The sequence below is a fragment of the Veillonella parvula genome, from assembly GCF_048309325.1.
Taxonomy (GTDB): Bacteria; Bacillota; Negativicutes; order Veillonellales; family Veillonellaceae; genus Veillonella; species Veillonella parvula_T.
Map to the genome: position 1 here is coordinate 348,804 of NZ_DBFBTX010000002.1, position 24,462 is coordinate 373,265.

Annotated in this window: 16 protein-coding genes; 10 read left to right on the top strand and 6 right to left on the bottom strand. The window is 39.6% G+C overall.

Annotated features, from left to right (window positions below; translation table 11 throughout):
* Positions 1–21: 21 nt before the first annotated feature.
* The 3 genes from aroA to aroF form a co-directional block, all read right to left on the bottom strand.
* The gene (gene aroA / locus ACMKPP_RS01960; protein ID WP_418369236.1) at positions 22–1,290 is read right to left on the bottom strand and encodes a 3-phosphoshikimate 1-carboxyvinyltransferase; all 1,269 of its coding nucleotides are present in this window, start codon (positions 1,288–1,290) and stop codon (positions 22–24) included.
* Positions 1,291–1,300: 10 nt separating this feature from the next.
* On the bottom strand, positions 1,301–2,353 hold the full coding sequence (gene aroB, locus ACMKPP_RS01965; protein WP_418369237.1) for a 3-dehydroquinate synthase: 1,053 nt from the start codon (positions 2,351–2,353) through the stop codon (positions 1,301–1,303).
* A 74-nt stretch (positions 2,354–2,427) separates the two neighbouring features.
* Positions 2,428–3,441, bottom strand: a complete 1,014-nt coding sequence (gene aroF / locus ACMKPP_RS01970; protein WP_418369238.1) for a 3-deoxy-7-phosphoheptulonate synthase — start codon at positions 3,439–3,441, stop codon at positions 2,428–2,430.
* Between the two features lie 473 nt (positions 3,442–3,914).
* Here aroF and ACMKPP_RS01975 point away from each other — a divergent pair, with 473 nt between their 5' ends.
* Together ACMKPP_RS01975 and ACMKPP_RS01980 are read left to right on the top strand one after the other, a co-directional pair.
* Complete coding sequence (locus tag ACMKPP_RS01975; RefSeq protein ID WP_221741223.1) at positions 3,915–4,331, top strand: GNAT family N-acetyltransferase; 417 nt, start codon at positions 3,915–3,917, stop codon at positions 4,329–4,331.
* A gap of 101 nt (positions 4,332–4,432) precedes the next feature.
* On the top strand, positions 4,433–4,891 hold the full coding sequence (locus ACMKPP_RS01980) for a DIP1984 family protein (RefSeq protein WP_004694959.1): 459 nt from the start codon (positions 4,433–4,435) through the stop codon (positions 4,889–4,891).
* 382 nt (positions 4,892–5,273) lie between these two features.
* Here the strand turns inward: ACMKPP_RS01980 and ACMKPP_RS01985 are convergent, their stop codons facing one another.
* The 3 genes from ACMKPP_RS01985 to ACMKPP_RS01995 all read right to left on the bottom strand — a co-directional run bounded on the left by ACMKPP_RS01985 (position 5,274) and on the right by ACMKPP_RS01995 (position 10,575).
* The gene (locus ACMKPP_RS01985; RefSeq protein ID WP_004694963.1) at positions 5,274–6,302 is read right to left on the bottom strand and encodes a ribonucleotide-diphosphate reductase subunit beta; all 1,029 of its coding nucleotides are present in this window, start codon (positions 6,300–6,302) and stop codon (positions 5,274–5,276) included.
* Positions 6,303–6,450: 148 nt separating this feature from the next.
* Complete coding sequence (locus ACMKPP_RS01990; protein WP_418369239.1) at positions 6,451–8,733, bottom strand: ribonucleoside-diphosphate reductase subunit alpha; 2,283 nt, start codon at positions 8,731–8,733, stop codon at positions 6,451–6,453.
* Positions 8,734–9,015: 282 nt separating this feature from the next.
* Positions 9,016–10,575 (bottom strand): hypothetical protein, encoded by a 1,560-nt coding sequence (locus ACMKPP_RS01995; protein WP_418369240.1) that lies wholly within the window; start codon positions 10,573–10,575, stop codon positions 9,016–9,018.
* 148 nt (positions 10,576–10,723) lie between these two features.
* Here ACMKPP_RS01995 and ACMKPP_RS02000 point away from each other — a divergent pair, with 148 nt between their 5' ends.
* From ACMKPP_RS02000 to ACMKPP_RS02035, 8 genes are all read left to right on the top strand, one after another.
* Positions 10,724–11,896, top strand: coding sequence for an iron-containing alcohol dehydrogenase (locus ACMKPP_RS02000; protein WP_278604709.1), 1,173 nt, complete (start codon positions 10,724–10,726; stop codon positions 11,894–11,896).
* Positions 11,897–11,920: 24 nt separating this feature from the next.
* Complete coding sequence (locus ACMKPP_RS02005; RefSeq protein ID WP_278604710.1) at positions 11,921–12,751, top strand: hypothetical protein; 831 nt, start codon at positions 11,921–11,923, stop codon at positions 12,749–12,751.
* A gap of 30 nt (positions 12,752–12,781) precedes the next feature.
* A complete protein-coding gene (locus tag ACMKPP_RS02010; protein WP_278604711.1) occupies positions 12,782–13,648 on the top strand; it encodes a hypothetical protein in 867 nt (288 codons plus the stop codon).
* A gap of 196 nt (positions 13,649–13,844) precedes the next feature.
* The gene (locus ACMKPP_RS02015) at positions 13,845–15,164 is read left to right on the top strand and encodes a dicarboxylate/amino acid:cation symporter (RefSeq protein ID WP_281782437.1); all 1,320 of its coding nucleotides are present in this window, start codon (positions 13,845–13,847) and stop codon (positions 15,162–15,164) included.
* 285 nt (positions 15,165–15,449) lie between these two features.
* Complete coding sequence (locus tag ACMKPP_RS02020; protein ID WP_281782436.1) at positions 15,450–16,487, top strand: nicotinate-nucleotide--dimethylbenzimidazole phosphoribosyltransferase; 1,038 nt, start codon at positions 15,450–15,452, stop codon at positions 16,485–16,487.
* A gap of 9 nt (positions 16,488–16,496) precedes the next feature.
* Complete coding sequence (locus ACMKPP_RS02025) at positions 16,497–17,810, top strand: DUF389 domain-containing protein (protein ID WP_008602314.1); 1,314 nt, start codon at positions 16,497–16,499, stop codon at positions 17,808–17,810.
* Between the two features lie 372 nt (positions 17,811–18,182).
* Positions 18,183–19,016 (top strand): MetQ/NlpA family ABC transporter substrate-binding protein, encoded by an 834-nt coding sequence (locus ACMKPP_RS02030; RefSeq protein ID WP_418369241.1) that lies wholly within the window; start codon positions 18,183–18,185, stop codon positions 19,014–19,016.
* Positions 19,017–19,533: 517 nt separating this feature from the next.
* The gene (locus ACMKPP_RS02035; RefSeq protein ID WP_418369242.1) at positions 19,534–23,790 is read left to right on the top strand and encodes an acyl-CoA dehydratase activase-related protein; all 4,257 of its coding nucleotides are present in this window, start codon (positions 19,534–19,536) and stop codon (positions 23,788–23,790) included.
* Positions 23,791–24,462: the final 672 nt, after the last annotated feature.

Sequence of the window (24,462 nt, forward strand, 5' to 3'; positions counted from 1 at the left end):
GCATTAGCTATGATTAGGCAGCTATATTGGTTGTGCATTGCCACCTAGTATGTTCCAGTCCTCAAAGAAGTCAGGATAGGATTTTGTGATAGCTTGGCTATCTTTTAATATCACAGGATTTTCACTGATGAGGGCCATCAATGTACCTGCCATAACAAGGCGATGGTCGTTAACACAATCACCTTGTCCTCCTTTTAGTATACCACTACCGATGATATATAGGTCATCACCATCTTCGCGAACCGTGCCTCCTAAATCTCTGACGAGATTAGCAACGGCTTCGAGGCGATCGGATTCTTTCAAGCGTAGGCGCGCGCCCTTAACAAAGGCGCTTTCACCTTGGATAGAGCAAGCGAGGGCTGCCATGACTGGCAACATATCGGGCATCTGTTCGAGGTCGGCATGAACTGGCTTACTAGCGCGACCTGATACAGTGATATTCATGCCGTCCCATGTAATAGTGCACCCTGCGGATTCGATGACCTGCATGATACGGCGGTCAGCTTGTACAGAATTCTTGTTCATACCTGTAATTGTAATAGGTTTGCCTGTCATAGCGGCAGCGACCATCCAAATTGCTGTATTGGACCAATCGCCTTCGATTTGGTAATCGTTCTGTCCTTTGAAAGTAGCATTAGTCGCTACCGTAAAGGATTCTTGGACTGTGTCAGAGGCAGGTATATGGTCGACTGTTACGCCGAAGTCTGCCATCGTTGTAGTCGTTAATGTTACATAGTCGCTAGATTGAAGTGGAGTAGTAGATGTAATTATAGCGCCTCCACATTGTGGAGCTGCTAACAATAATCCAGAGAAAAACTGGCTACTCACATCGCCAACCATGCTAAATTGACCACCTTGGAGAAGACCTGTCATGGTGAATGGTGGTTTATCTTGGGAGAATGTTACGCCGTGAGCTTTCATTTCACCGAGCATGGGCTCTAAAGGACGATCTGGTAAACGACCTTTCGCATCCACATCTACCTCATTACAAATGGAGGCTGCCACTGGTAACAAGAGGCGCAATGTAGTACCCGATTCATGGGGAACCACATTGCCTTTATGGGGCGCAGGATTAGGTGTAACAGTGACAACTTTATTTTCATACACAACGTGTGCGCCTAAGCCTCGTAAGGAGTCCATAGTACCATCGATGTCTTTAGAGGTGCGGCTCAGTAGGATGGTAGATGGCGAGTTTGCGAGAGCGGCACAAATCAATGCACGGTGCGCATGAGCCTTTGCAGGGATGGACGCGATAGTCCCCGTAGGGATGGCGTTCGTTACAGAATGCATATAAATCTCCTTAATCTAAATAGGTAGCAAGTTCTTCGTGCGTTACTACCTTGAGTTCGCTGTGACCATAGCTAGTAGGTACTACGATTTTAATGGTTGCTCCTTCGCTTTTTTTGTCGTGCTTAGCGGCAGCTAGAATCTCTTCTTTACTTATCGTTGTTGTGGTTGGCAAATCGTGTGCTTTGATGAGGGCCTTTAATTTCTCTAAAGCCTCCGTATCTAATTCTCCATGTTTGACAGCACCTTGTGCCATAAGGACCATGCCAATGGCAACGGCATAGCCATGATGCACCTCGAAATGACTCGCTTTTTCGATGCCGTGACCAAAGGTATGACCGAGGTTTAAGAGGGCACGTACGCCAGATTCGCGTTCGTCTTGTTCTACGATATCCGCTTTTGCTTGTACGCAGCGGGCAATAACGCCACTTACACTACCGCGATGTTTAATTAATGGTCTGTTCTCGAGTTGAGTGAGTAAACCCGGTACGTCGAGGAAGCCGTATTTGATAATTTCACCGCATCCATTAATCCATTCCATTTTAGGTAATGTATTGAGTGTAGCTGGATCACAGAGGACAAGGATAGGTTGTTTGAAAGCGCCCCATAGGTTTTTCCCGGCTTCGAGATTGACCGCTGTTTTACCACCTACAGACGAGTCTACTGCGGCTAATAGGGATGTAGGAACCTGAACATAGTCGATACCACGTAAATAGGTCGCTGCCGCAAAGCCCGCCATATCGCCTACAACACCGCCGCCAAGGGCGATGAGCAAGTCTTTGCGAGTCAATGATTGGGCCGCCATGTATTCTACTAAATCGATGAGTTGACGTGCATTTTTGGAGCTTTCACCAGCAGGGAAAACATAATCACAAACAGCATAACCCGCATGTTCCATATTAGCTTTCACAGAGTCCAAATAGTGAGGCGCCACGTTGCTATCGCTGACGATGATAACACGGCAATTTGGTTTTAATGGTTTAATATAATCGGTGATGCGTTGTAAAGCGCCTTCCTCGATGACAACATCATACGGTGTAGATGCATTAATATGGATGCGAGTCATAACGGTTCCTTTCTTAAAAGAATAAGCTAGTATCTATTATAACGGATACTAGCTTATTTGTGTGATATGTAAGATTATTTAGTGCATTCTACCAATGCTTGGCGTAACGCGTTAATTTCTTTCATAAGGCTAGTGAATTGGTCTGGACGTAATGCTTGAGGGCCGTCACACAATGCTTTGGATGGATCATTGTGAACTTCGATCATAAGGCCGTCTGCACCGCCGCCTACGGATGCAAGTGAAAGCGGATGAACCATGCGGCTCATACCTGCTGCGTGGCTAGGGTCCATGATAATTGGCAAGTGAGATAATTCATGCATCATAGGAATTGCTGTTACATCTAAGGTATTGCGAGTCTTTGTTTCGAATGTGCGGATACCGCGCTCGCATAATACAATTTGTTCATTGCCTTCGGACATGATGTACTCAGCAGCCATCAACCATTCTTCGTATGTGGCAGATAAACCACGTTTTAAAAGAACTGGTTTATTCAATTTGCCCACTTCTTTTAAAAGCGTGAAGTTTTGCATGTTACGAGCGCCGATTTGAAGCATATCTACATTATCGAAGTATTGTAATTGGGAGATATCCATAACTTCGGAAACGATAGGAAGACCTGTTTCTTTTTTAGCAAGCTCTAACAATTCCAAGCCTTCTGGCCCCATGCCTTGGAAGGAATATGGGGATGTACGAGGTTTGAAAGCGCCGCCCCGAAGAATTGTGGCACCAGCTTCTTTACAAGCTTTTGCAGTGGCTAATACTTGTTCAGGTGTCTCTACAGAGCAAGGGCCAGCCATTACTGCGAAGTGACCACCACCGATAAGTGCACCACCTACGTTGATTACAGAGTCATCGGGATGGAATTTGCGGTTTGCTTTTTTGTATGGCTCTTGAATGCGAGTTACTTTATCTACGAAATCTAGAGATTCGATTTGACGCGCATCAAGAGATGCAGTATCACCAATTAGACCTAGAATATTGTATCGCGTTCCTTCTACTGGGTGGATAACAAATCCTTGAGCCTCTAATTCACTGCGTAAACGAGATACTTCTTCCGCTGCTGCATTTTGTTTCAATGTAATAATCATGATAATTCCTCCTTGTAACTACAGTGAATAGTTGGGCTGACCATACGGATAGCAAACAAAAAGGGCTACCCGTAATCTAATACGGGTAGCCCTTTTACTATTCTAAGCAACTAATGTTGAATAATCCTTAATTAGCGCATCACAAATAGTTCCTTACCCGTACGTTGGATAAAGAACCAATAAAAGTATTGCTTTGCTGTGAGGCTAATTTGGTTAGTCATCTTTGGTTGCTCCTTTCTAAAATGTTGGGTATAGTATAAACCCAAATGATAAAATTATGCAATACCTAAAAATGAATTTCATGGAAGTTTTAAAATATTTTTGATGTGGGAATTAATAGGAACTGAGATGCTTTGTGGTATTAATCGTATTTTTGATATAATAAAAACAAGAAGTTTTCATTGTTTATAGAGTATTTCGTAATACGCCTAAATCGATTCTTATAAATATGCTTATAATCAGAAAGGGCACCTATGATTATTCAAATCTTAGATCATATAACAGAGGAAATAAAACAAATTCGTGTCGATGTATTTATGAAAGAACAGGGGTTTGAAGACGAGTTTGATGAAATCGATGAGACTGCAAAGTTTGTGCTCTTATCCATTGATGGTAAAGCGGCTGGTACGTGTCGATATTTTCCAAGTGACACAGTTGGAGATGCACATATTGGGCGCATGGCGGTACGTAAGTTGTATCGTGGACAACATTTAGGTACTAAGATCATGATGGCCGCCGAAAATGCTATTCGTCGTGACGGCTTTAAAACGTGCTCTTTGTCAGCGCAAGTACAGGCCAAACCATTCTATGAATCCCTTGGATATCGTGCTGAAGGGGACGAATACCTTGATGAAGGCTGTCCGCATGTGATGATGCGGAAAGTATTATAAGCCGTTCAATAGTGTTGTATAATAAGAATTGATGAATATATTATTATTGTACATAGTATTTTATAAGTAAATTGATATATCTTTTTGAGAGGTGAGAGTTTATGAAACTAGCAGAAGCATTACAAGAACGATCTGATTTAAATTATAAAATAAGCGATTTAGAGCTTCGCTTAACTCAAAATAGTTTAGTGCAAGAAGGGGAAGTACCGAATGAGAACCCTGAAGAACTTTTGAAAACATTAGAACAATGTGTAAATAGACTTCAAAAATTAATTGCAGATATTAATTTAACAAATTGCAAAACTATTATAGAAGGTCGATCTATTACTGAAATCATTGCCGAAAAAGATTGCGCTGCTTTGCGTCTAACTGCTTATCGAACATTGGCATCTAGCGCAGGTAGTATTAATTTCCGTGCGAGAGGGTCTGAGATTAAGCTAATGCCGACCGTGAATGTGGCAGACGTCCAAAAAGAAGCTGATCATATCGCAAAACAAGTCCGCTTATTAGACAATCTATTGCAGTCTGCTAACTGGACAACTGAATTGATTGAAAGCTAATAATAGTTGGTAGTTTGAAACAGGGTGGACACAAAAACTTTTGCTTTTACCAAGCTTATTATGAATACATTCATGGGGCGAATGAAAATCTACGGTGTAGGCCTATTTGCGCACAAATGTATTGATACAATTTACAATGTATAACCATGTGTCAACTGTAAAAACGAGGGTGGCGTTTGGGGACTATATTTCTAGCAACATATACACTGATATGATAGTATTTTGTTTTTTTAGAGATAAATAGGAGAGAGCTGTTTAAACTTGCAGCAATTCCTCATAACTAAGGTTTAAAAAATCATGAAAAAAGAGCTGATAGCGTTATAGCTATTAGCTCTTTTCTATTGGCCCGTACGTCCCTAGATATTGTATTTTATAACGTCTATTATTCTAAATCGTCAAAGTCAAATGCTGCCGCTTTTGTATAGTTTGTAACTTTTGCTTCGAAGAAGTCAGTTTTTGTACTATTCAAGTTGGAGAAGCTTTCAATCCATTCCATAGGGTTTTCCTTGATTTCAGGATATAGATGAGGCAAGCCGATTGCTTCTAAGCGGATGTTTGCAAGGTATTTGATGTAACGTTCGATAAGAACATTGTTAAGGCCGAGGATTTTATCATCAGTGATGTACTGACCCCAAGCGATTTCGTTCTCTGCACCTTGGCGAATCATGTCCGTAATTTTCGCTTCTAGTTCAGGTGTAAACAAGTCAGGACGTTCACGACGTAACTCGCGAATGATGTTTTGGAATAATACGAGGTGAGTTACTTCATCGCGGTTGATGTATTTGAAGATTGTGGATGTAGCTGTCATCTTACCTTGGCGTGCTAATGTGTAGAAGAAGCTGAAGCCAGAGTAGAAGTAGATGCCTTCTAAGATATAGTTAGCGATGATTGTATGAATAAGGTTTGCTTCGCTAGGATCATCGCTGAAACGTTGGTATGCATCGGCGATGAAGCGGTTACGTTCAAGCAATGTTTTGTCTGTACGCCATTCGTCATAGATTTTGTCACGTGTAATCGGATTTGTTACAGTGTCCAAAATGTAGGAATAACTTTGAGCGTGAATTTCTTCTTGGAATGCTTGGATATTCAATAAGGATGCCACTTCAGATGCTGTAATATAACGGCTCAAATTAGGCAAGTTTTCAGATTGAATGGAATCAAGGAAGTTCAAGAACGCAATGATTTTATCGAAGGCACGACGCTCGTAATCTGTTAAGTATGGGAATTGTTTAACATCTTCGTTCAAGGAAATCTCTTCTGGAATCCAGAAGTTGTTGAGCATTGTACGGTACATTTGATTTGCCCAGTCGTACTTGATACGGTTCCATTCGCGAAGGTTTGTTGTGTTGCCGCCAATCATAGATTGCGTGCCACGTTCACCATGTTCGTTGAAAATCAGTTTTTTCTCCATAGTAGGACTCCTTTATACAATGATGCGACCTATACGGCTATAGGTCGTCATCAGATTTATAGTGCTGGTGAAAGTATCCTTCTCGAAATCGGTACTCTCTATTTATAGTGAATAGGTTTTGCAAAATATAGCAATTATATTTTCAATATTAGGAGGAGCAGCTAGTGCACTCATCCATTTCAAGGGATTGGTTACGGATGTAGTAGATAGTTTTGATTCCTTGTTTGTAGGCTTCTACGTAAAGGTCAAGAATTTCTTTCGCTTTCATTTGAGGCGTGATATACAAGTTGAAAGATTGTGCTTGGTCAATATGACGTTGACGCACGCCACAAGCTTTGATGGACCATTGTTGGTCGATTGTATGCGCCTCTTTGTAGAGCCAGAATGTTTTGTCGTTTAAATCTGGTGCCGTTTTTGGTGTGAAAGAACCTTTCTTTTCTTCGATGAAGAATTTTTTGAAGATAGGGTCGATACCAGCTGTTGTATTTGCAATGTTAGATGTAGAACCTGTAGGAGCTACGGCTATTAAGTAACCATTGCGGATACCGTATTTTGCAACGTCTGCAGCGAGTTGTTTCCAACGATCAGATGTGTAGCCACGACGAGTGAAATATTCACCAGTTTCCCATTCGGAACCTTTGAACGCAGGGTACGCACCTTTTTCTTTAGCAAGCTCCATGGAAGCTTTAATCGCATAGAATGCGATGTTTTCAAATAATTTGTCCGCAACTTCGATATGTTCATCGGATTCCCATTGGATATCGTGGTTTACAAGGTAGTGGTGGTAACCAGAAGTACCAAGACCGATAGCACGGTATTTATCAGAAGTCATGCGAGATTCTGGTACTGGCGCTTGGTTGATGGAAATAACATTGTCTAACATGCGAATTTGAAGGGCAATATTCTCTTCCAATTCTTCGTCCGTAATGCGGCCAAGGCTGATGGAGTTTAAGTTACATGTAACCATGTCGCCTGTATTTGTTTTAGTAGTAATTGTACCATCTTCATTGATGATTTCTTCAGCTAAGTTAGTGAAGCCAACGTTTTGTGCGATTTCGTGGCACAAGTTAGACGCGTAAATCATACCTGCATGTTTGTTAGGATTTGCAGCGTTTACAGTGTCGCGGAAGAAGATAAATGGCGTACCAGTTTCAACAGCAGAACGCATGATTTTTTTCATCATATCTAATGCTGGTACTTCGATGCCGTGTAAGTTAGGATCTTGTTCACATTCGAGGTAACGTTTTGTGAATTCTTTATTGTCATTAGTATCGTAATAGTCCTCTAAGGAATAGCCCTTTACAGCCAAGATTTCATGAGGGTCGAAGAGGGTGAAGTTTTCACGAGCTAACATACGTTCCATAAAGATGTTTGGAACGGAGATAGCAGGGAAGATATCATGAGCTTTACGGCGATCATCACCGTTATTTGTACGAAGTTCTACGAATTCGTAGAAGTCTTTGTGCCAAATATCAAGCGTTACTGTAGCGCCGCCCTTACGTTTACCCAATTGGTCTACCGCAACGGCTGTATCGTTGTACAAGCGGATCCAAGGAATAACGCCGCCAGAGGAGTTTTTAAAACCGCGGATATCGGAGTTCAATGCACGAACTTTACCAAGGTAGATACCAAGAGCACCACCGTGTTTAGATACGCGAGAGAACTTGCTATTTACGTCGTAGATAGACCATAAATTGTCGTCTACACCAGAGATAAAGCAAGAGGACAATTGGTGGAATGGTGTACCAGCATTTGCCAAAGTAGGTGTAGCTGTCGTCATTTTTAATTGGCTCATCAAATCGTAGAATTTCTTAGCGTATTTTACTTTATTTTCCCCTTCTACAAGAGCCAAATGCATTGCGATAGCCATGAAACGTTCTTGCGGTAATTCAAAGATTTCTTTGTTGAAGCCTTTTACTAAGTAACGGTCAGCCAATAATTTGAGACCTTCATAGTTGAAGAGATAGTCGCGCTTAGGTTTGATGTAATCGCCTAATTCTTGTAATTCGTCAGCGGTGTATTCTGTAACGAAGAAGTCTGCGTATTTTTTCTCTTCTACAAGCATGTTTACAAGATTTGGAAAGTTGCCGTAGCCAAATGCTTTGTAACGACGAGTAATAGCGGCTTCTTTATAGAGATCGAACAAGAATAGGCGGGCTGCTACGAACTGCCAATCTTGGTTCATTTTATTAACTTGGTTGCCGAAGCCGTCGTCTTTTTTAGATATAACTTTTTCGATAGCTGTTTGGACTAAAGTTTTTTGAATTTCTTTAGTGGTCATGCCATCAACGAATTGCAACTTCGCATCCATTTCCAATTCTAGTGGATCACAAGAATCTAACCCCAAACATGCGAAGGCTATCATTCGTTTCGTTTTTTCAACGGACAACGGCTCGAAATGGCCATCCCGTTTCTTGATCATAATCTCCATTACTGTTCCCCTTGAGAGCAAAAAGTCATAAAACTGTTAATATAGTCGTATAAGCATATATAAGATTAGAATGAATTATATAAATTATCTTTAAGTTGAGTCTAATCAGAAAAATAAGAAAACTACTATATATGGTAGTTTTCTTATCTAGCTTATACATTATGTTACGATTATAGCGAAAAATTTCTATATAATCAATATTGACATTTGTAAAATTTTTAATATAGTTTCGCAAAAAATGTTGATATGGTTAAAGATGCCTTAAATTACTAGCTTTCATAATTAATTATATAATACGCTAAAAATAATTCTTCGTGCACTGTCTTGATATGCGTAGTAGGAGTGGATTAAGAGTTTGTATCCCGTGCCTTCTATAATGACTGAATCTGAAGCCGTTTTTGGAACAGTGAGAAATTTTTCATATATATGATGAACTTCGGTCACGCCATTGGGGCGGGATACCTCTAAATCAAGACCTTCATTGATGAATCTAAAGTTGATAGATTCATAGGATGCTGTTGGTATGTCAGCTGTATTATCAGCAGGCTCACGTACTTCTAATTCGATGTTAGAAATGAATTTATTATATCCTACAAGCGAAATAACATGAGGTTCTTCAACGGCCGTAAAGCTGATAAACTGAATATTTCGTTCCTTATATATTTCCGTTGCTCCTAGTTTTGAAGAATCCCCCTGTATAATCGTCCTGCCATAGTCTGTAAAATCAGGGTTAAATGTTTCTGTAATAGGCAAGTATACGTGCCATTGACCGTCAATTTTTGTATAGTTTGTAAACTCTCGATGGGATGTGTAACCGATAAAAGGCATTAAAAGGACTGCACCTAGGGCGAGTGCCATAATCGTTGTATGGATCGATGGAGTCAAACGCTTTACAAAGGAATATACGTTATGTGCTAAGAAGATTAGATTGAATGCGGCTACGTAAATCGTATTGAGCCAGAGTACAGGCTCATTTATTACGCGTTTGCCAATCAGGATTAGGCACAATATTGTAATCGTAATAAATAAGAAACATAGGATCCTTTGTGTCTTGCTGCTTTCACTAGATCTGAAACTAACCAAGTAAAATAGATAGAAAATGGCTACATACGGATAATATGTATAAAGGAACCGCGCATCTTCGCGGAGGCCTAAGAGAATCAATACCAAGTAGATATTAGCTAGAATACCTGTAATGATGGAAGCCTTTGGTAGTATGATTCCAAAAACAACATTATAGAATGTATTTGGTTCTGGTGGTCCATCAGGCTCCTCTTTGTAAGTGCACAGCATGGACATACAGATAAATATATTAATAGCGGCTAATACTTTAAAGATTAGATCATCAAAGGTAAATGTTTTGTTCAGAATGATGAAGAAAAACCATAGAGTCATGATTATGACGACATTATACAGTGTTGATGTAACAATGGTAATACCAATCCGTTTCAGGCGATTGATGATTTCGCCAATGTAGTATTCTCCAGGCGATGTAAAATACAGAGCAATCATAGAGTACAGCCATAGATATGATATGTTTTCTGTGGCTAGCTCTATGCCTCGTATGTGATGGTACGTTTCATGAATCGTATATAGACCAACGCTGATACCTATGCTTAATAATGTATATACTATGGAGAACTTTCGATCTCGTGTTATATATGATTGTAGTATGACGATGAAGAAATACAGCCCATAGAACCAAAGGTCTATATCGGCAAACCAATCTTGCTCTAGATAAAACGGTGTACATGAAAATACGGCAATTAATGCCAGTAATATAGGTGACTGCGTTGCTAGGTCACGCAGCGAAGACCATAAATGTGTAATTGCAGATTTCATAGATTCTCTCCCTTTATAAAAATAAATGCCCCCCTCTTATCTGTAGTATACATGTTTTCTAGTGAAAGTCCTATGAGGTTTTACAGGCGTCTGAATTTACATTACAATAACATTAAGAGCTAGTATTTATAGAAAAGAGGTCGTTCACATGGAGTTCTCTTATTTTTTACCAGTACATATCCAATTTGGTTGGGATAAGGTCGATAGTGTTGCTGATTTTGTTAAGCCTTATGGCAATAAAGCACTCATCATAACAGGGCGGACAAGTGCCAAAAAATCTGGACTATATGACCGTGTGACGGCTAAACTTGATGCGGCACATATCGAACATGTGTTGTTTGACCAAGTGGATGCAAACCCCTTAACGACGACTGCGTTGGACGGTGCTGCTTTAGCTAAATCTGAAAGCTGTGATATGGTCATTGCCATCGGTGGCGGCTCTATCATGGACTGTGCAAAAGGCATTGCATTTATGGCCGTTAACGATGGTGACATTAACGACTATATATTTAACCGTAAAACCAGTGATAAGGCGTTGCCTCTTATTGTAATTCCCACAACCTGTGGCACCGGCTCCGAAGGTAATGGCTTTGGTGTACTTACTAATCCCAAAACAGGAGACAAGAAATCCTTGCGATGTAACGCCATCGTACCAAAGGTATCCATTGTAGACCCTGCTGTAATGGGTACAATGCCTCCTTATGTATTGGCATCTGTGGGCTTTGATGCACTCTGTCATAATATCGAGGCGTATACCTCTAAAACGGCACAACCTTTTACCGATGCATTAGCTCATTATGCGGTAACCTTATTAGCACAATATCTTGTGCCACTATATAAACATGTGAAAGCAATGGCTGAAGGCAAATCAGCTGTTCTCAACGAAACTCAACTTACAAAAGCTTGGGAGTCCGTTACATTGGCTAGCACAATTGGAGGCATGGTTATTAATACCGCCGGTGTAACACTTGCTCATGGCATGGAACACCCTGCCAGTGGGCTTAAGGATATTACTCACGGTGTAGGCCTTGCCGTTATTGAACCTGTTGCGGTGGAATATACATGGAGTGCAAACCCCGATAAATTTGGTGCCTTAGCTCGTATATTCAACCACGGAGATGGATCCGAACTAGGTGAAGCATTACGCTTGATTGTACATGACCTAGACCTTACTACAAACCTTACAGAACTTGGTTTTACAAAAAAAGACATTCCTTGGCTTGTCGATAACGTGTATGTCGTAGCTACTGGCAATATTGCTAATACAGTGGCTGATGTGAGTCAGGAAGATATAGAAATGTTGTATAAGAAAATGTTCTAAGTATTGTCATGATAGGAGAGAGTTTTGTTTCAAGGATTTTATGGTTTATTAACGGTTATGCTATGCGTGTTGTTTGCAATCGTGGTAGCGCTATTTAACATAGCACCTATTACATACATGGTTTTTGGTATAGCCATAGTATTGAGTGTGTTACTGCAATATGGTCGCTTTAAGAAACAAACCATATCTGAAAGAGCCCATAGCCGACTAGCTTGTGGTTTATTTATTGTCATAACCCTTTGTATATCTTGGCTTGTAGCTGATTGGGTTCAATATGATACTCAAACGACTCGTGATCAAACTGATGGTTTTGAGTTTAGTACGATGGATTGGAAACGTGGTTGGCCTAATAGTGAAGAATTGCCGGAGGGGTTAAAACGACCAGAGAAACTTCCAGAAGGTATTTATAGAGCATCTGCTTTTCGTAGTGATTTAGTATGGGCTAATGCATATCGAGAAAGATATACAGTATTTGAAGGAGACCTTAAAGTAATCTCACAATATGAAGCGATAGCTAAGCAAAATGCAGCTTATACAGCGCAAATTGATGCGGATGGTGTATTGCGTGATTTAGATACTGGGGAGAAAAAGCGCTTTATATCTCACCCAAATAGCTATAACATTATAGAAAGTATAGGAGAAGAACCTTTAAATTTGCCGCAACGGAATTTTATAGAGTGGTTGCGCTTTGCACCTCGAAAAGAAACAAAAACAGTAGTCAAGGATACATATAATTCTACGCGGAATCATAGATTATATGTATTTGTTGATGATGGTAATACAAAGAGACCTCATTTTGTGGAACTTTTGATTAGTGATGATGGGACTCGAGCTGTGTTTTATCAATCTAAGTAACTTGAATAGGTGTTGTTGTGGAGAGTGTATATGCGACAGTGTTTAATGTATTTAAAGAATTTGTTTACTGAGCCTCCATATAGAAAAAGTATATGGTTCTTTATAATTCTTTGGATACTAACATTTTTGTTTTCGGATGAGATATCATATTCTGGGTTATACTATCTGATTTTGTTAGTAGCTACGATTGTGTTATTGCTTGAAAAATGTGGAGTAATCGATAGTGAGAAAGCTATACGAAAAAGATTTTTAACATATTTTTATGTAATCTTTTTCCTGTGTATGCTTCCTACATTAGCTGTTAATTTAGCATTTTCTGCTATAGGGGTATCTCATTATGATACAAAACAGTGGCACTCTACATGGCCCTCATCTAAAGCGGGGTATATTCCGGCTCCATTACAAACACCTAAGTCTTTACCAGAGAGCTTGAAAGTGGTTTCTTCTGCTGAGGTAATTGGATTGGGTGGGAGTTATAGTTGCTTGGTATTAGATGGTGATAAAACTACTATTTCACAGTATGAGGAAACTGTTAAATCCCATGCTTGGTATTCGTTTGTAAATGGTAGGAAAAATGATAGTACCTTTAAAGCACTTAATTCATTTACATATCCAAAGGATAGAAATTTATTAGTTAGTGACGTGAATGAATATTATGAGATTATTACCGTTCAACGACAAAACTGGAAATTATTTCCCTGGGTAATTGATGGTACACAGAGTGTCGGTGATGATCCTAAGGAAGATTATTATTATAGTACTCGGATATCAGCTGAGAAATATATAGTATATGTTGTTTACCATAACTTTGATCATGACCAGCCTAGAGTCATTTACTTTATGTTTAATCCAGAGCAAACGCGAATGATTACTGTAGATATAGATATGTATCATTAGTTTTTATTAGAATGTCTATAAAAATTGAAATAATACTTGAATATATTATAATGTGTTCAAATATTGGAATTGACAATTTTAAATCATATCTCTATAATGTGAATTAAAGAGAGACTCGGATATTCATTATCCCAGCCCTAGGGCTGGGATTTCTTTTTTTAGTCTCTAGTAGTTTAGTTTGTAGAGAGGTGTTATTATGGCAGATCAAAACGACAAGAATGTGGATGCCTTAGCGCAAGAGATTACCTTAAAAAGTCGTGGTCAAGGTAAATTGCGTCAGTTCATTTTATGGATGGGGGCACTCATCATTGGTGCTATCTTAGGATGGCAACATATTCCGGCTTTAAATGAGCTCTTTAACTTTATTGCAGCGGTCTTTACCCGTTTGTTCCAATTTATCGCAATTCCAACCGTATCCTTAGCGGTAATTACAACATTATCCATGCTAGGAGCTAAAAAGGATACAGGCCGTATCTTTGGACACGCCGTAGTATACACATTGCTTACTACAGTTTGTGCAGCAGCTGTAGGACTTGGCTTATTCCTATGGATTGCACCAGGTAATTTACCACTTGATGTAATCGGTGCCGGTGCAGCTCAAGTGCCTGAAAAACTTGGCAATGTTACGTATTATGATCATTTCTTATCTGTTATTCCAAACAATATTTTGCAACCATACTTACAAGCCAATGTATTGTCTGTAATGTTTATTTCTGCTTCCGTTGGTTTAGCCTTTGCGTTCATGCCACGTACTGAAAATCGCGAAGCGGTGTTGAAAGTCTTATTTGGTTTACAAGAATTACTATTTACATTGATTAAAGCATTACTTTATGTATTGCCAATTGGTATCATCGCCTTTGCAGGTCAATTATCTGCGCAAATCGAAGCGGGCGTAATCGTTGGCGCCTTAGGTAAATATACGGCTGTTGTTATCGGTGGTAACTTGATCCAATTCTTTATCGTAATTCCATTGTTCTTGTTATTCCGCGGTTTGAACCCTGTGGATGTATTCCGCAAAATGTCTCCAGCCGTAGCCGTTGCGTTGTTTACTAAATCTTCTGCTGCAACTTTGCCTGTTACATTGGCATCTGCTGAGGATAATTTGAAAGCTCATCCTGCAGTAGCTCGTTTCGTATTGCCAATTTGTACAACTATTAATATGAATGGTTGCGCAGCTTTCATTCTTGTCACATCTTTATTCGTAATGCAAAATGCGGGAATGGAATTGACTATGGGCACAATGGTGGCTTGGTTATTTATTGCTGTTCTCGCTGCGATTGGTAATGCGGGCGTTCCAATGGGTTGTTATTTCTTAACCTTATCCTTGATGAGTTCCATCGGTGCACCAATTGGTTTGCTTGGTATCATCTTGCCAATCTATACGATTATCGATATGATTGAAACCGCTGAAAACGTATGGTCTGATGCATCTGTATGTGCCATGGTTGACCATGACCTTCAAGGCAAATTGGACGACTCTAGTGGCGACGATATGCCTCAATTCCAAGGTGCTTAATTCTAGAGGGAAAAGAAGCGTAAGAAATACATCATTATATAGATAAAAAAGGTTATCCTGTAAGGGGATAACCTTTTTTATCTACTAGAGTAGTTGTAATTGTGTAATGATAATTTCGATTAGAAATAATGCCGTTAGAATACTATATTTCAAAACTAAATTATACTTCTAAAAACTAATAATAGTCACATTACTAGATATGCATTTTATGTTATACTTTCAGATAGAATAATATCGAATTAATAGAAGGCTAGTTGGCATATTAGGTGCGGATTAGAGAATAAAATGAAAGATAAGTCAGTATTACCGATAGAGAAACAATTAAATAAATTTCTCCAACCAAAATGCCTTATCCCAGGTGGTCTTGGTTTATGGGAAATATATTTCCGTAAGATTTGTACGGCATGGGGCGAGATTAATGGTGAAATTCGACCACAGCATATCATATTTTCTGCCGATAATGGTTGCAATATAGAAGGCTATGTGGGCTATAACTATGAGGTGACACAAAAGCAATCCCGTAATATGTTACTCGGTCGCTCGTCAGCCACACAATTTTGCAACTTTAATAATATTCCTTATGAGGTCGTGGATGTAGGCATTGCCTCAGATGATGGTATCGGCGTTAATCGCAAAGTAGCTAAGGGTACAAAGAATATTTTGCACCATCCGGCCATGACTGACGATGAATTTAATAGAACCTTTCAAGCTGGTTATGAACGGGTTCAGCATTATGTAGAACAAGGAATCAATCTGTTCTCCTTTGGTGAAATGGGGTTAGGGAATACGACGACCTCTGCGTGTGTGTTGTCTGCATTGATAGGGGCTGATCCGACGGAAACCGTGGGCCCTGGTTCTTGGCCAGATAAACCAGATTTGATGAAACGAAAAATTGACTTTGTACGTTCTGTATTAGACAAGCACAAGGCTAATATTGGTTCTGAAAGTGAATCAGACCGAGTTCGTGAAATCGTAGCTCATGTAGGTGGTTTTGATATTGCGGCTATTCTTGGCGCCATGCTAGCTTGTGCAGATTTTAAAAAGCCTTTTGTCATTGACGGTTTTATTACAGCTGTAGCAGCTGCTTGTGCAGCACATATAAACGCTCATGTTGTGGACTATGCGTTACCATCGCATCAGTCTAAAGAAAAAGGCACGGAACTGGCTTTGGCTGAGGTGGGGATCACTCAAGACATGGTTCCTATACAAGCACAAATGTCGATGGGAGAAGGTACAGGTGCCATCTTGATGGTTCAAATGTTAAAGACCACACAATACATGTTTGTAAATGTGGGGACCTTTGCAGATTTGATGAAATTATGAGGTAGAAGAATGGAACTAAATAAATACTTTGATATACATTTTGAACGAGCCGATGATGCAACTATTGCTAAAAGGTTGATAGGTGGGGCTAAGGTTAAGGGTCCTGCTTTGGTTATCCTGATCCTCTCCATGTTTATTGCCTCTATTGGGTTGAATATGAATAGTACAGCCGTTATTATTGGTGCTATGCTTATATCGCCGTTGATGGGACCGATTCTAGCAACTGGCTTTGGCTTCGCTACGCTTAATTTTACAGTTGTGAAAAGTGCTATTTTAAGATTGTCCTTACAGATTACGATTGCTGTTTTGGCATCTGCTTTATATTTTTATATTTCCCCCGTTCAGACAGTTACATCTGAACTATTAGCGCGTACAGAACCGAATATTTTTGATGTATTCATTGCTATATTTGGTGGGTTAGCTGGGATTATTGGTCAAACGCGTAAGACCTTAGATAATGTCATACCAGGGGTAGCGATTGCGACTGCACTTATGCCACCACTGTGTACGGCAGGATATGGACTGGCTAATGGAAATTGGCATTATTTCTTTGGGGCTGGGTATCTATTCTTTATAAATGCATTTTTCATCTTCTTTGCATCTTTTATTGTTTTAAAAGGTGTATATAGTTTGCCATCCCATAAGCAAGCAGAAGAGATTAATCGTCGTAATCAGCTAATATTTCTTGTGATTGGTCTTATTATGGCTATACCAAGCATTTATGCAGGCTATGATATGACCATCAAGTATTCTGAGTCAAATCATATAGAGCAGTTTATTAAGACCAATATTAATCAAGATGGGCGTCGACTAGTGATTGATTATTCATTGGACCGAGTGAATAAGCTAGTAGATATAGTAGTTGTAGGAGCTCCTGTGACTTCAGAGGAACGATCCCAGTTGGATGATAAATTACAGAAAGACGAGTATTTGCAGTCTTATGCAGTACGATTTGTTAATAGTGTAGATGAGAAAAAATCTGCTGTGGATAAGACGAGCTTGAATAAAGCCTCGGAGGATCATGAAAAATATACAAACTTGAGTAATCTGTACCAGCCGACTTATCAACTAGTAAGTGAAACTATAAACACTATGAAAACGACAGAAGCTGAAGCAAAGGCGTTATTCCCGTTTGTAAGCAGAGTGGAAGGCATGCCTTTGATAGATAATTTAGAACAGCCTAAAGCGAATCGCTATATGGTGATTATCCATACCGCGTCCACTGTATCTGATGCAGATTCGGAACGAATAAAAGCTTGGTTAGAGGCTAAATTATCAGCACCTGTAACTATTTCTGTGGAGCAAACAACGTCAACTTTATAATTGAATCTTTTGATTTTGATTAGATTGTTTATTATATAGAGCGATATTTATAACGGTACTAAGTTTGATTGTACCTATTAGGTATATTACCTAGTAGTACGGGGAATCATCTTAGTACCGTTTTTATGTACTTGGCATAGCTAAATGTAATTACTCTTATCTTGCTATAGATTAAGGTTATATTAATTGATATATAAAATCTATTATACGAATAGGAATTAAATTTGCTATACTTACTACATCGAAATTATTAAATAATTAAATGTAGATACAGTGTAAGAATATATAGATTTATTAACATATCTACGTGTGTTGTATACGCATGAGTCCTCGTCAATAGATGTAGGTGTTCATCGTAGATAGGAGGATTACATGAAAAAATGGTTAGCATTAGCAGCGACGGCCGTACTAGGCGCGTCCTTATTGATTAGTGGTTGTGGTTCTTCCACAAATGACGCAAGTTCCAGCAGTGCTGGTAGTTCTAAAGCAGAGGCGTTAAAAGTGGCAGCAAACCCTGTACCTCATGCTGAAATCTTAAATCAAATCAAGCCTCTTTTGGCTAAGGAAGGTGTAGATCTTCAAATTATTGAATTTACAGACTACATTCAACCAAACATGGCATTATCTAGCCATGAAGTAGATGCAAACTTCTTTGCTAACGTGCCTTACCAAAATAACTTTAACAGAGATCATGGCACAAACTTCGTAAGCTTTGCACCAGTTCACATCGAACCATTGGCTATTTACTCTCAAAAAATTAAAGATTTGAAAGATTTGCCTAATGGCGCAAAAGTAGCGATTCCATCTGACCCGACAAACAGTGCTCGTGCACTTCTCTTGTTGCAAAGTGCAGGTCTTGTCACATTGAAAGACCCAACTGGTTTGACTAACACACCGTTTGATGTGACTAGCAACCCTAAAAACATTCAAATTACAGAGTTGGAAGCAGCTCAAATTCCTCGTTCCATTCAAGATTTAGATGCAGCTGTAATCAATGCTAACTATGCATTGCCAGCAGGTCTTAATCCTACAAAAGATGGCTTATTCGTAGAAAAAGCGGATTCTCCATATGCAAATCTTCTTTCCGTAAACCCTGGTGATGAAAATAAACCAGCTATTCAAAAATTAGCTAAAGCATTACAATCTCCAGAGGTTAAGAAGTTCATCGAAGAGCATTACAAAGGGGCTATTATTCCAGCGTTTTAATCAATGATCGTTAATAACATATATGTATTTAATACAATACTCTCTCATGACATAACTTTATAGATACGAATAAGATGTACTGTCTTATGAACTAACCCCCAATTGGAATCCATTTTGGGGGTTAGTTTTTTTTTATCTATTGCATATTGTCTAATGCAATTAATATATTTGATTTGTCCTGTTATGTTGCAAAAGTTACGTTATTTTTCATTGTAAAATGGTATAATACTTTTTACATCCTATTATATATATGACTTTGAAATTCAAATCTTAACATATTTTCTATAACATTTTAGATATAGAAATAACTTAGATTTTAACTGCTATTGTTGTATAATAAAGATAGGATATTTAAAAATTTAGATATTTTAGTGGAAGTATTATATCCTTATCTAATTTAATTTTTATTTTAGATGCTTAGTACAGTATATATGTTATACATATTACATGTGAGACTTTCACAAAAATAAGTATGGTCACTTAGGTGGTCATACGGTCGTTAAAAAGAGAGGTATTTATGCAGCACATGCTACGCATGGGGATTGACGTGGGGTCTACAACGGTTAAAGTTGTATTATTGGACGAACACGATAATTATTTGTATAAAAAGTACATACGCCATTATGCAAACATATTGGACACAGTATATACCTTGTTACAAGAGGCTCAAGTTGGTCATGAAGACGCTCTTGTTCATGTATGTATTACTGGTTCTGGTGGGATGGCTATGGCCGAAAAGGTGCGCATCCCATTCGTACAAGAGGTGATTGCTGAAACGCGAGCTGTAAAAGCCCTCTATCCAGAGACAGACGTTATCATCGAACTTGGTGGTGAAGATGCGAAGGTTACGTATTTAGGTCAAACTGCGGAACACCGTATGAATGGTTCCTGTGCTGGTGGTACGGGTGCTTTTATCGACCAAATGGCGACCTTATTGCAGACAGATGCATCTGGTCTCAACCAATTAGCCATGAATGCTGATACGATTTATCCAATTGCGGCACGTTGTGGCGTATTTGCTAAAACGGACGTACAAGCTTTGTTAAATCAAGGCGCATCTCATGAAAACATTGCAAAATCCGTATTCCAAGCAATTGTAAACCAAACGATTGCTGGCCTTGCATGCGGACATAAAATCGAAGGTAATGTAGCATTCCTTGGCGGTCCATTGACATTCTTATCCGAGTTGCGCCAATGCTTCTGCGATACTTTAGAGTTGGATGAAGCGCATCGCATTATCCCTGAGAATGGTGAGTTGTTCATTGCTTTAGGGGCGGCATTGATGAAAGATGAGTGCCGTGAGATCACTGTCGGTCAATTGACAAAGGAAATCGGTGCACTTATCGGTATTCCTATGGAAGCTACAGACCGTGTTGATCCACTATTTAAGAATGAACAAGAATTAGAAGAATTTCGTGCTCGTCACGCTAAGGCGGTAACGCCAAAGGCGAATATTGAGGATGCTCAAGGTCCTTGCTATCTTGGTATTGATGCTGGTTCTACTACGTTAAAGGTAGTACTCATTAATAGCAATAAGGAAATTATCTTCTCCCACTATGGTCCTAACCATGGTAAACCATTAGAAAAATCTCGTGAAATTATCGAGCAGATTTATACATTATTGCCTAAAGGTGCTTATATTGCACACTCTGGTGTAACTGGCTACGGTGAGGCCTTTCTTAAACGCGCCCTCGGCATCGATATAGGCGAAGTAGAAACGATGGCTCATTATCGTGCGGCTCGATTCTTCTGCCCTGAGGTATCCTTTATTTTGGATATTGGCGGTCAAGATATGAAATGCTGTAAGGTTCGTGATGGGTATATCGAAGATATCGTGTTGAACGAAGCTTGCTCATCTGGTTGCGGCTCTTTCATTGATACATTTGCATCTGGTCTACGAATTCCAATCGATCAATTCGCAAAAGAAGGGTTATTGGCACCTATGCCAATCGACTTAGGCTCTCGTTGTACCGTATTTATGAACTCTAAGGTTAAGCAGGCTCAAAAAGAAGGTGCTACGGTACAAGATATCGCGGCAGGTCTTGCTTATTCTGTAATTAAAAATGCCCTTTATAAGGTTCTCAAGGTGAAAGACCCTAAAGAATTAGGCGATCATATCGTTGTACAAGGTGGTACGTTCTATAACGAATCTGTTTTGCGTGCCTTTGAGAAATTGATGGGCGTAGAGGTGATTCGCCCTGATGTATCTGGTTTGATGGGGGCATATGGTATGGCTCTTCTTGCCGCGGAAACGGCGGAAGAGTTGCAAAAGGGTGAAAGTACATTGCTAGATAGTGAAGGCCTTAATTCTTTACAAGTATCTACGACAATGCGCAATTGTGGCCTTTGCCCAAATAACTGCATGCTTACTATTAATGCCTTCTCCGATGGTCGTACGTACGTAACGGGTAACCGTTGTGATCGCGGTGCTGGCGATATGATTCAAGAGAAACGTAAACCAGTTCCTAACTTGGTAGATGTAAAATTACGTCGTTACTTTGATTACTACTTGAAGAAAAACATTCCAGAGTTTGAAGGTAAAATGCGTGTAGGGATTCCTCGCGTTCTCAACATGTATGAGGACTTCCCATTCTGGTTTACATTCTTCAATAGCTTGGGTTATGAAGTAATCCTTTCAGATTATACGACTAAGGATCAATACAATAAGGCTATCGATACGATTCCATCCGATACGGCTTGCTATCCAGCAAAAGCTGTTCATGGTCACATTCGCGATTTAGCGAATGCACAGGTAGACTTTATTTGGTACCCTTGTATTCAACATGGCCCTAAGGAATTTAGCCGCGACAATAATTACCATTGTCCAATGGTTATTTCCTATCCAGAACTTATCAAAAATAATATGCAAGAGGTATTGGGCGATACTCCGTTCCACGCACCATTCTTGCCGCTAGCTGATAAAAAATCCCTTGTTCCGGCCCTTGTGAAAGCATTGGATTTCTTAGGCTTAAAGAAGAAGGATATTGCTAAGGCTGTAGACCTCGCTTGGGAAGAGCAGGAAAACTGTAAAGCGTCTTACCGTGAAACGACAAAGAAAACTGTGTCTCGCCTAGTGGCAGAACAAATTCCGACAATCGTATTGGCTGGCCGTCCATATCATTTGGACTCCGGTATTAACCACGGTATTCCTGAACTTATCACATCTCTTGGTATGGCTGTTCTTACAGAAGATGGCGTTGCACCATTAGGCAATGAAATCAAGCATTTACGTGTTGTAGACCAATGGTCCTACCATAGTCGCCTATATCGTGCCGCTGAATTCGTAAGTAGAACTGAAGGATTCCAAATTGTAGAGCTTAACTCCTTTGGTTGTGGCCTCGATTCCATCGTAGCAGATCAGGTAAAAGATATACTTTCAGCAAATCACAAAATCCATACCTTGCTCAAAATCGATGAAGGTACAAACCTTGGAGCCGTGACAATCCGTTTGCGTTCCTTGCAATCTGTAATGGAACGTAGCTTGCGTCGTCATCATAATCCTGAGGCGCCGGAAGAAATAGTGATAGAAAAATTACCAACTTACGATTACAATCGCGTTGTCTTCACAGAAGAAATGCGTAAGACTTATAAAATCTTGGTGCCACAAATGTCACCATTGCATTTTAGTCTTTTGGAGCCTGTTCTTCAACATGAAGGTTACAATTTTGAAATGTTGCCAGCTCCAACACGTGACGATATTGAAGTGGGCTTGAAATATATCAATAATGATGCATGTTACCCAGCGATTATCGTTGTAGGACAGCTCATGTCCGCACTGTTATCCGGTAAATATGATGTAGATAAGACGGCTGTTATCATCTCTCAAACTGGTGGTGGTTGTCGTGCTACAAACTACATCGGTTACTTACGTAAAGCATTGATTGATGCAGGTATGAAACAAGTACCAATCCTATCTCTCAATGCGAGTGATATGGAACGTCAACCAGGCTTTAAGTTGACAAAAGGCTTTTTACATCGCATGATTCAAGCCGTTGTATACGGTGATGCGCTCATGCAATGTGTTCTTGCCACACGGCCATACGAGACAAATCCTGGTTCTACCGATGCATTATGTGATTATTGGATTAAAAAATTACGTGATAATATTACATCTGCCAGTCTTCGACAATATAATAAGTACATCAAAGAAATCATCCATGATTTTGATAACTTACCAATTAATAAAGATGTACAAAAACCTCGTGTTGGTGTCGTAGGGGAAATTTATGTTAAATTCCATCCAAGTGCTAACAATCATATTAATGAGCTTATCGAAAAGGAAGGCGGCGAAGTCGTTACATCTGGCTTGCTAGATTTCTTCTTGTATTGTGCAATGGATAGCACATACCGTGCTAAGCACCTTGATGGTACATGGCTATCTGGCTTCTTTGGTACATTGGCTCGTGAAGCCCTTGAGCTCTACCGCTTGCCATATGCAAAAGCCGTAGCAGCGTCAAAACACTTTGACCCGCTACAACGTATGACAGAAGTAGCAAAAGAAGCAGCCCAATTCATCGGACTTGGTAACCAATGTGGTGAAGGCTGGTTCCTCACAGGAGATATGATTGACCTTATCGAAAAAGGAGCTAAGCAAATTGTATGCTTACAACCATTTGGCTGCTTACCAAACCACGTAACAGGTAAAGGCATGGTGAAAACACTATCCGCTGCCTACCCAGACGTGCGAATCGCAGCTATCGACTACGATCCAGGATCCAGTGCGGTTAACCAAGCAAACCGATTGAAACTACTACTATCGACAATGTTCGAGTAAGTAGTTAGTGTATTGCGAATTTTTGCTAAACTAATAGTTGTGTAACTCGATGGAGCTACTGTAAATAAGTGATAAGGTCCCTTACATTTTATAATGGGGCCCGAATACAACTGCATATTACTAGTATAGAAAAAATACAGCCCTCTCTTGGCTCAGTACGTTACTACGTTCCGTAAAATCGCTGCAGAGAGGGCTGTATTCTTTTCTATATACGCTAATTATGAAGATGTCCCATTATAAAATGTAAATGATTCAATCTACTGTATATCTAATAGCTCCATCGTTTTTTTATCTCATTATTCACAAAAAATTCGCAATACATCTAACGGAAAAAGAAGAGAGAGGGCTGTGTTTTTTTCTATAAACGCTCGCTATGAAGATGTCCCATTGAAAATATAACTGGATAGAGGAGGGGGAGAAATGTGGAGATGTGCCTATGGCACATCTCCTTTCTCCTACAATCAGTTGTGTAGGTGGTTTTCGTTATTATGCCTAGGTGTTTGTAGAGTTAAAGAATTAATCTATTTTGAAATATGCTTGTAAAGTCCCGCAATGGGACGCCTTCACAGGTAGTGTTAATATAAATAAGATACCCCTTTACGAAGCGATTTTACGAAGTACTGAGCAAGGAAAGGGGTATCTTATTTATATACTAATATTATTCTGTTGTAG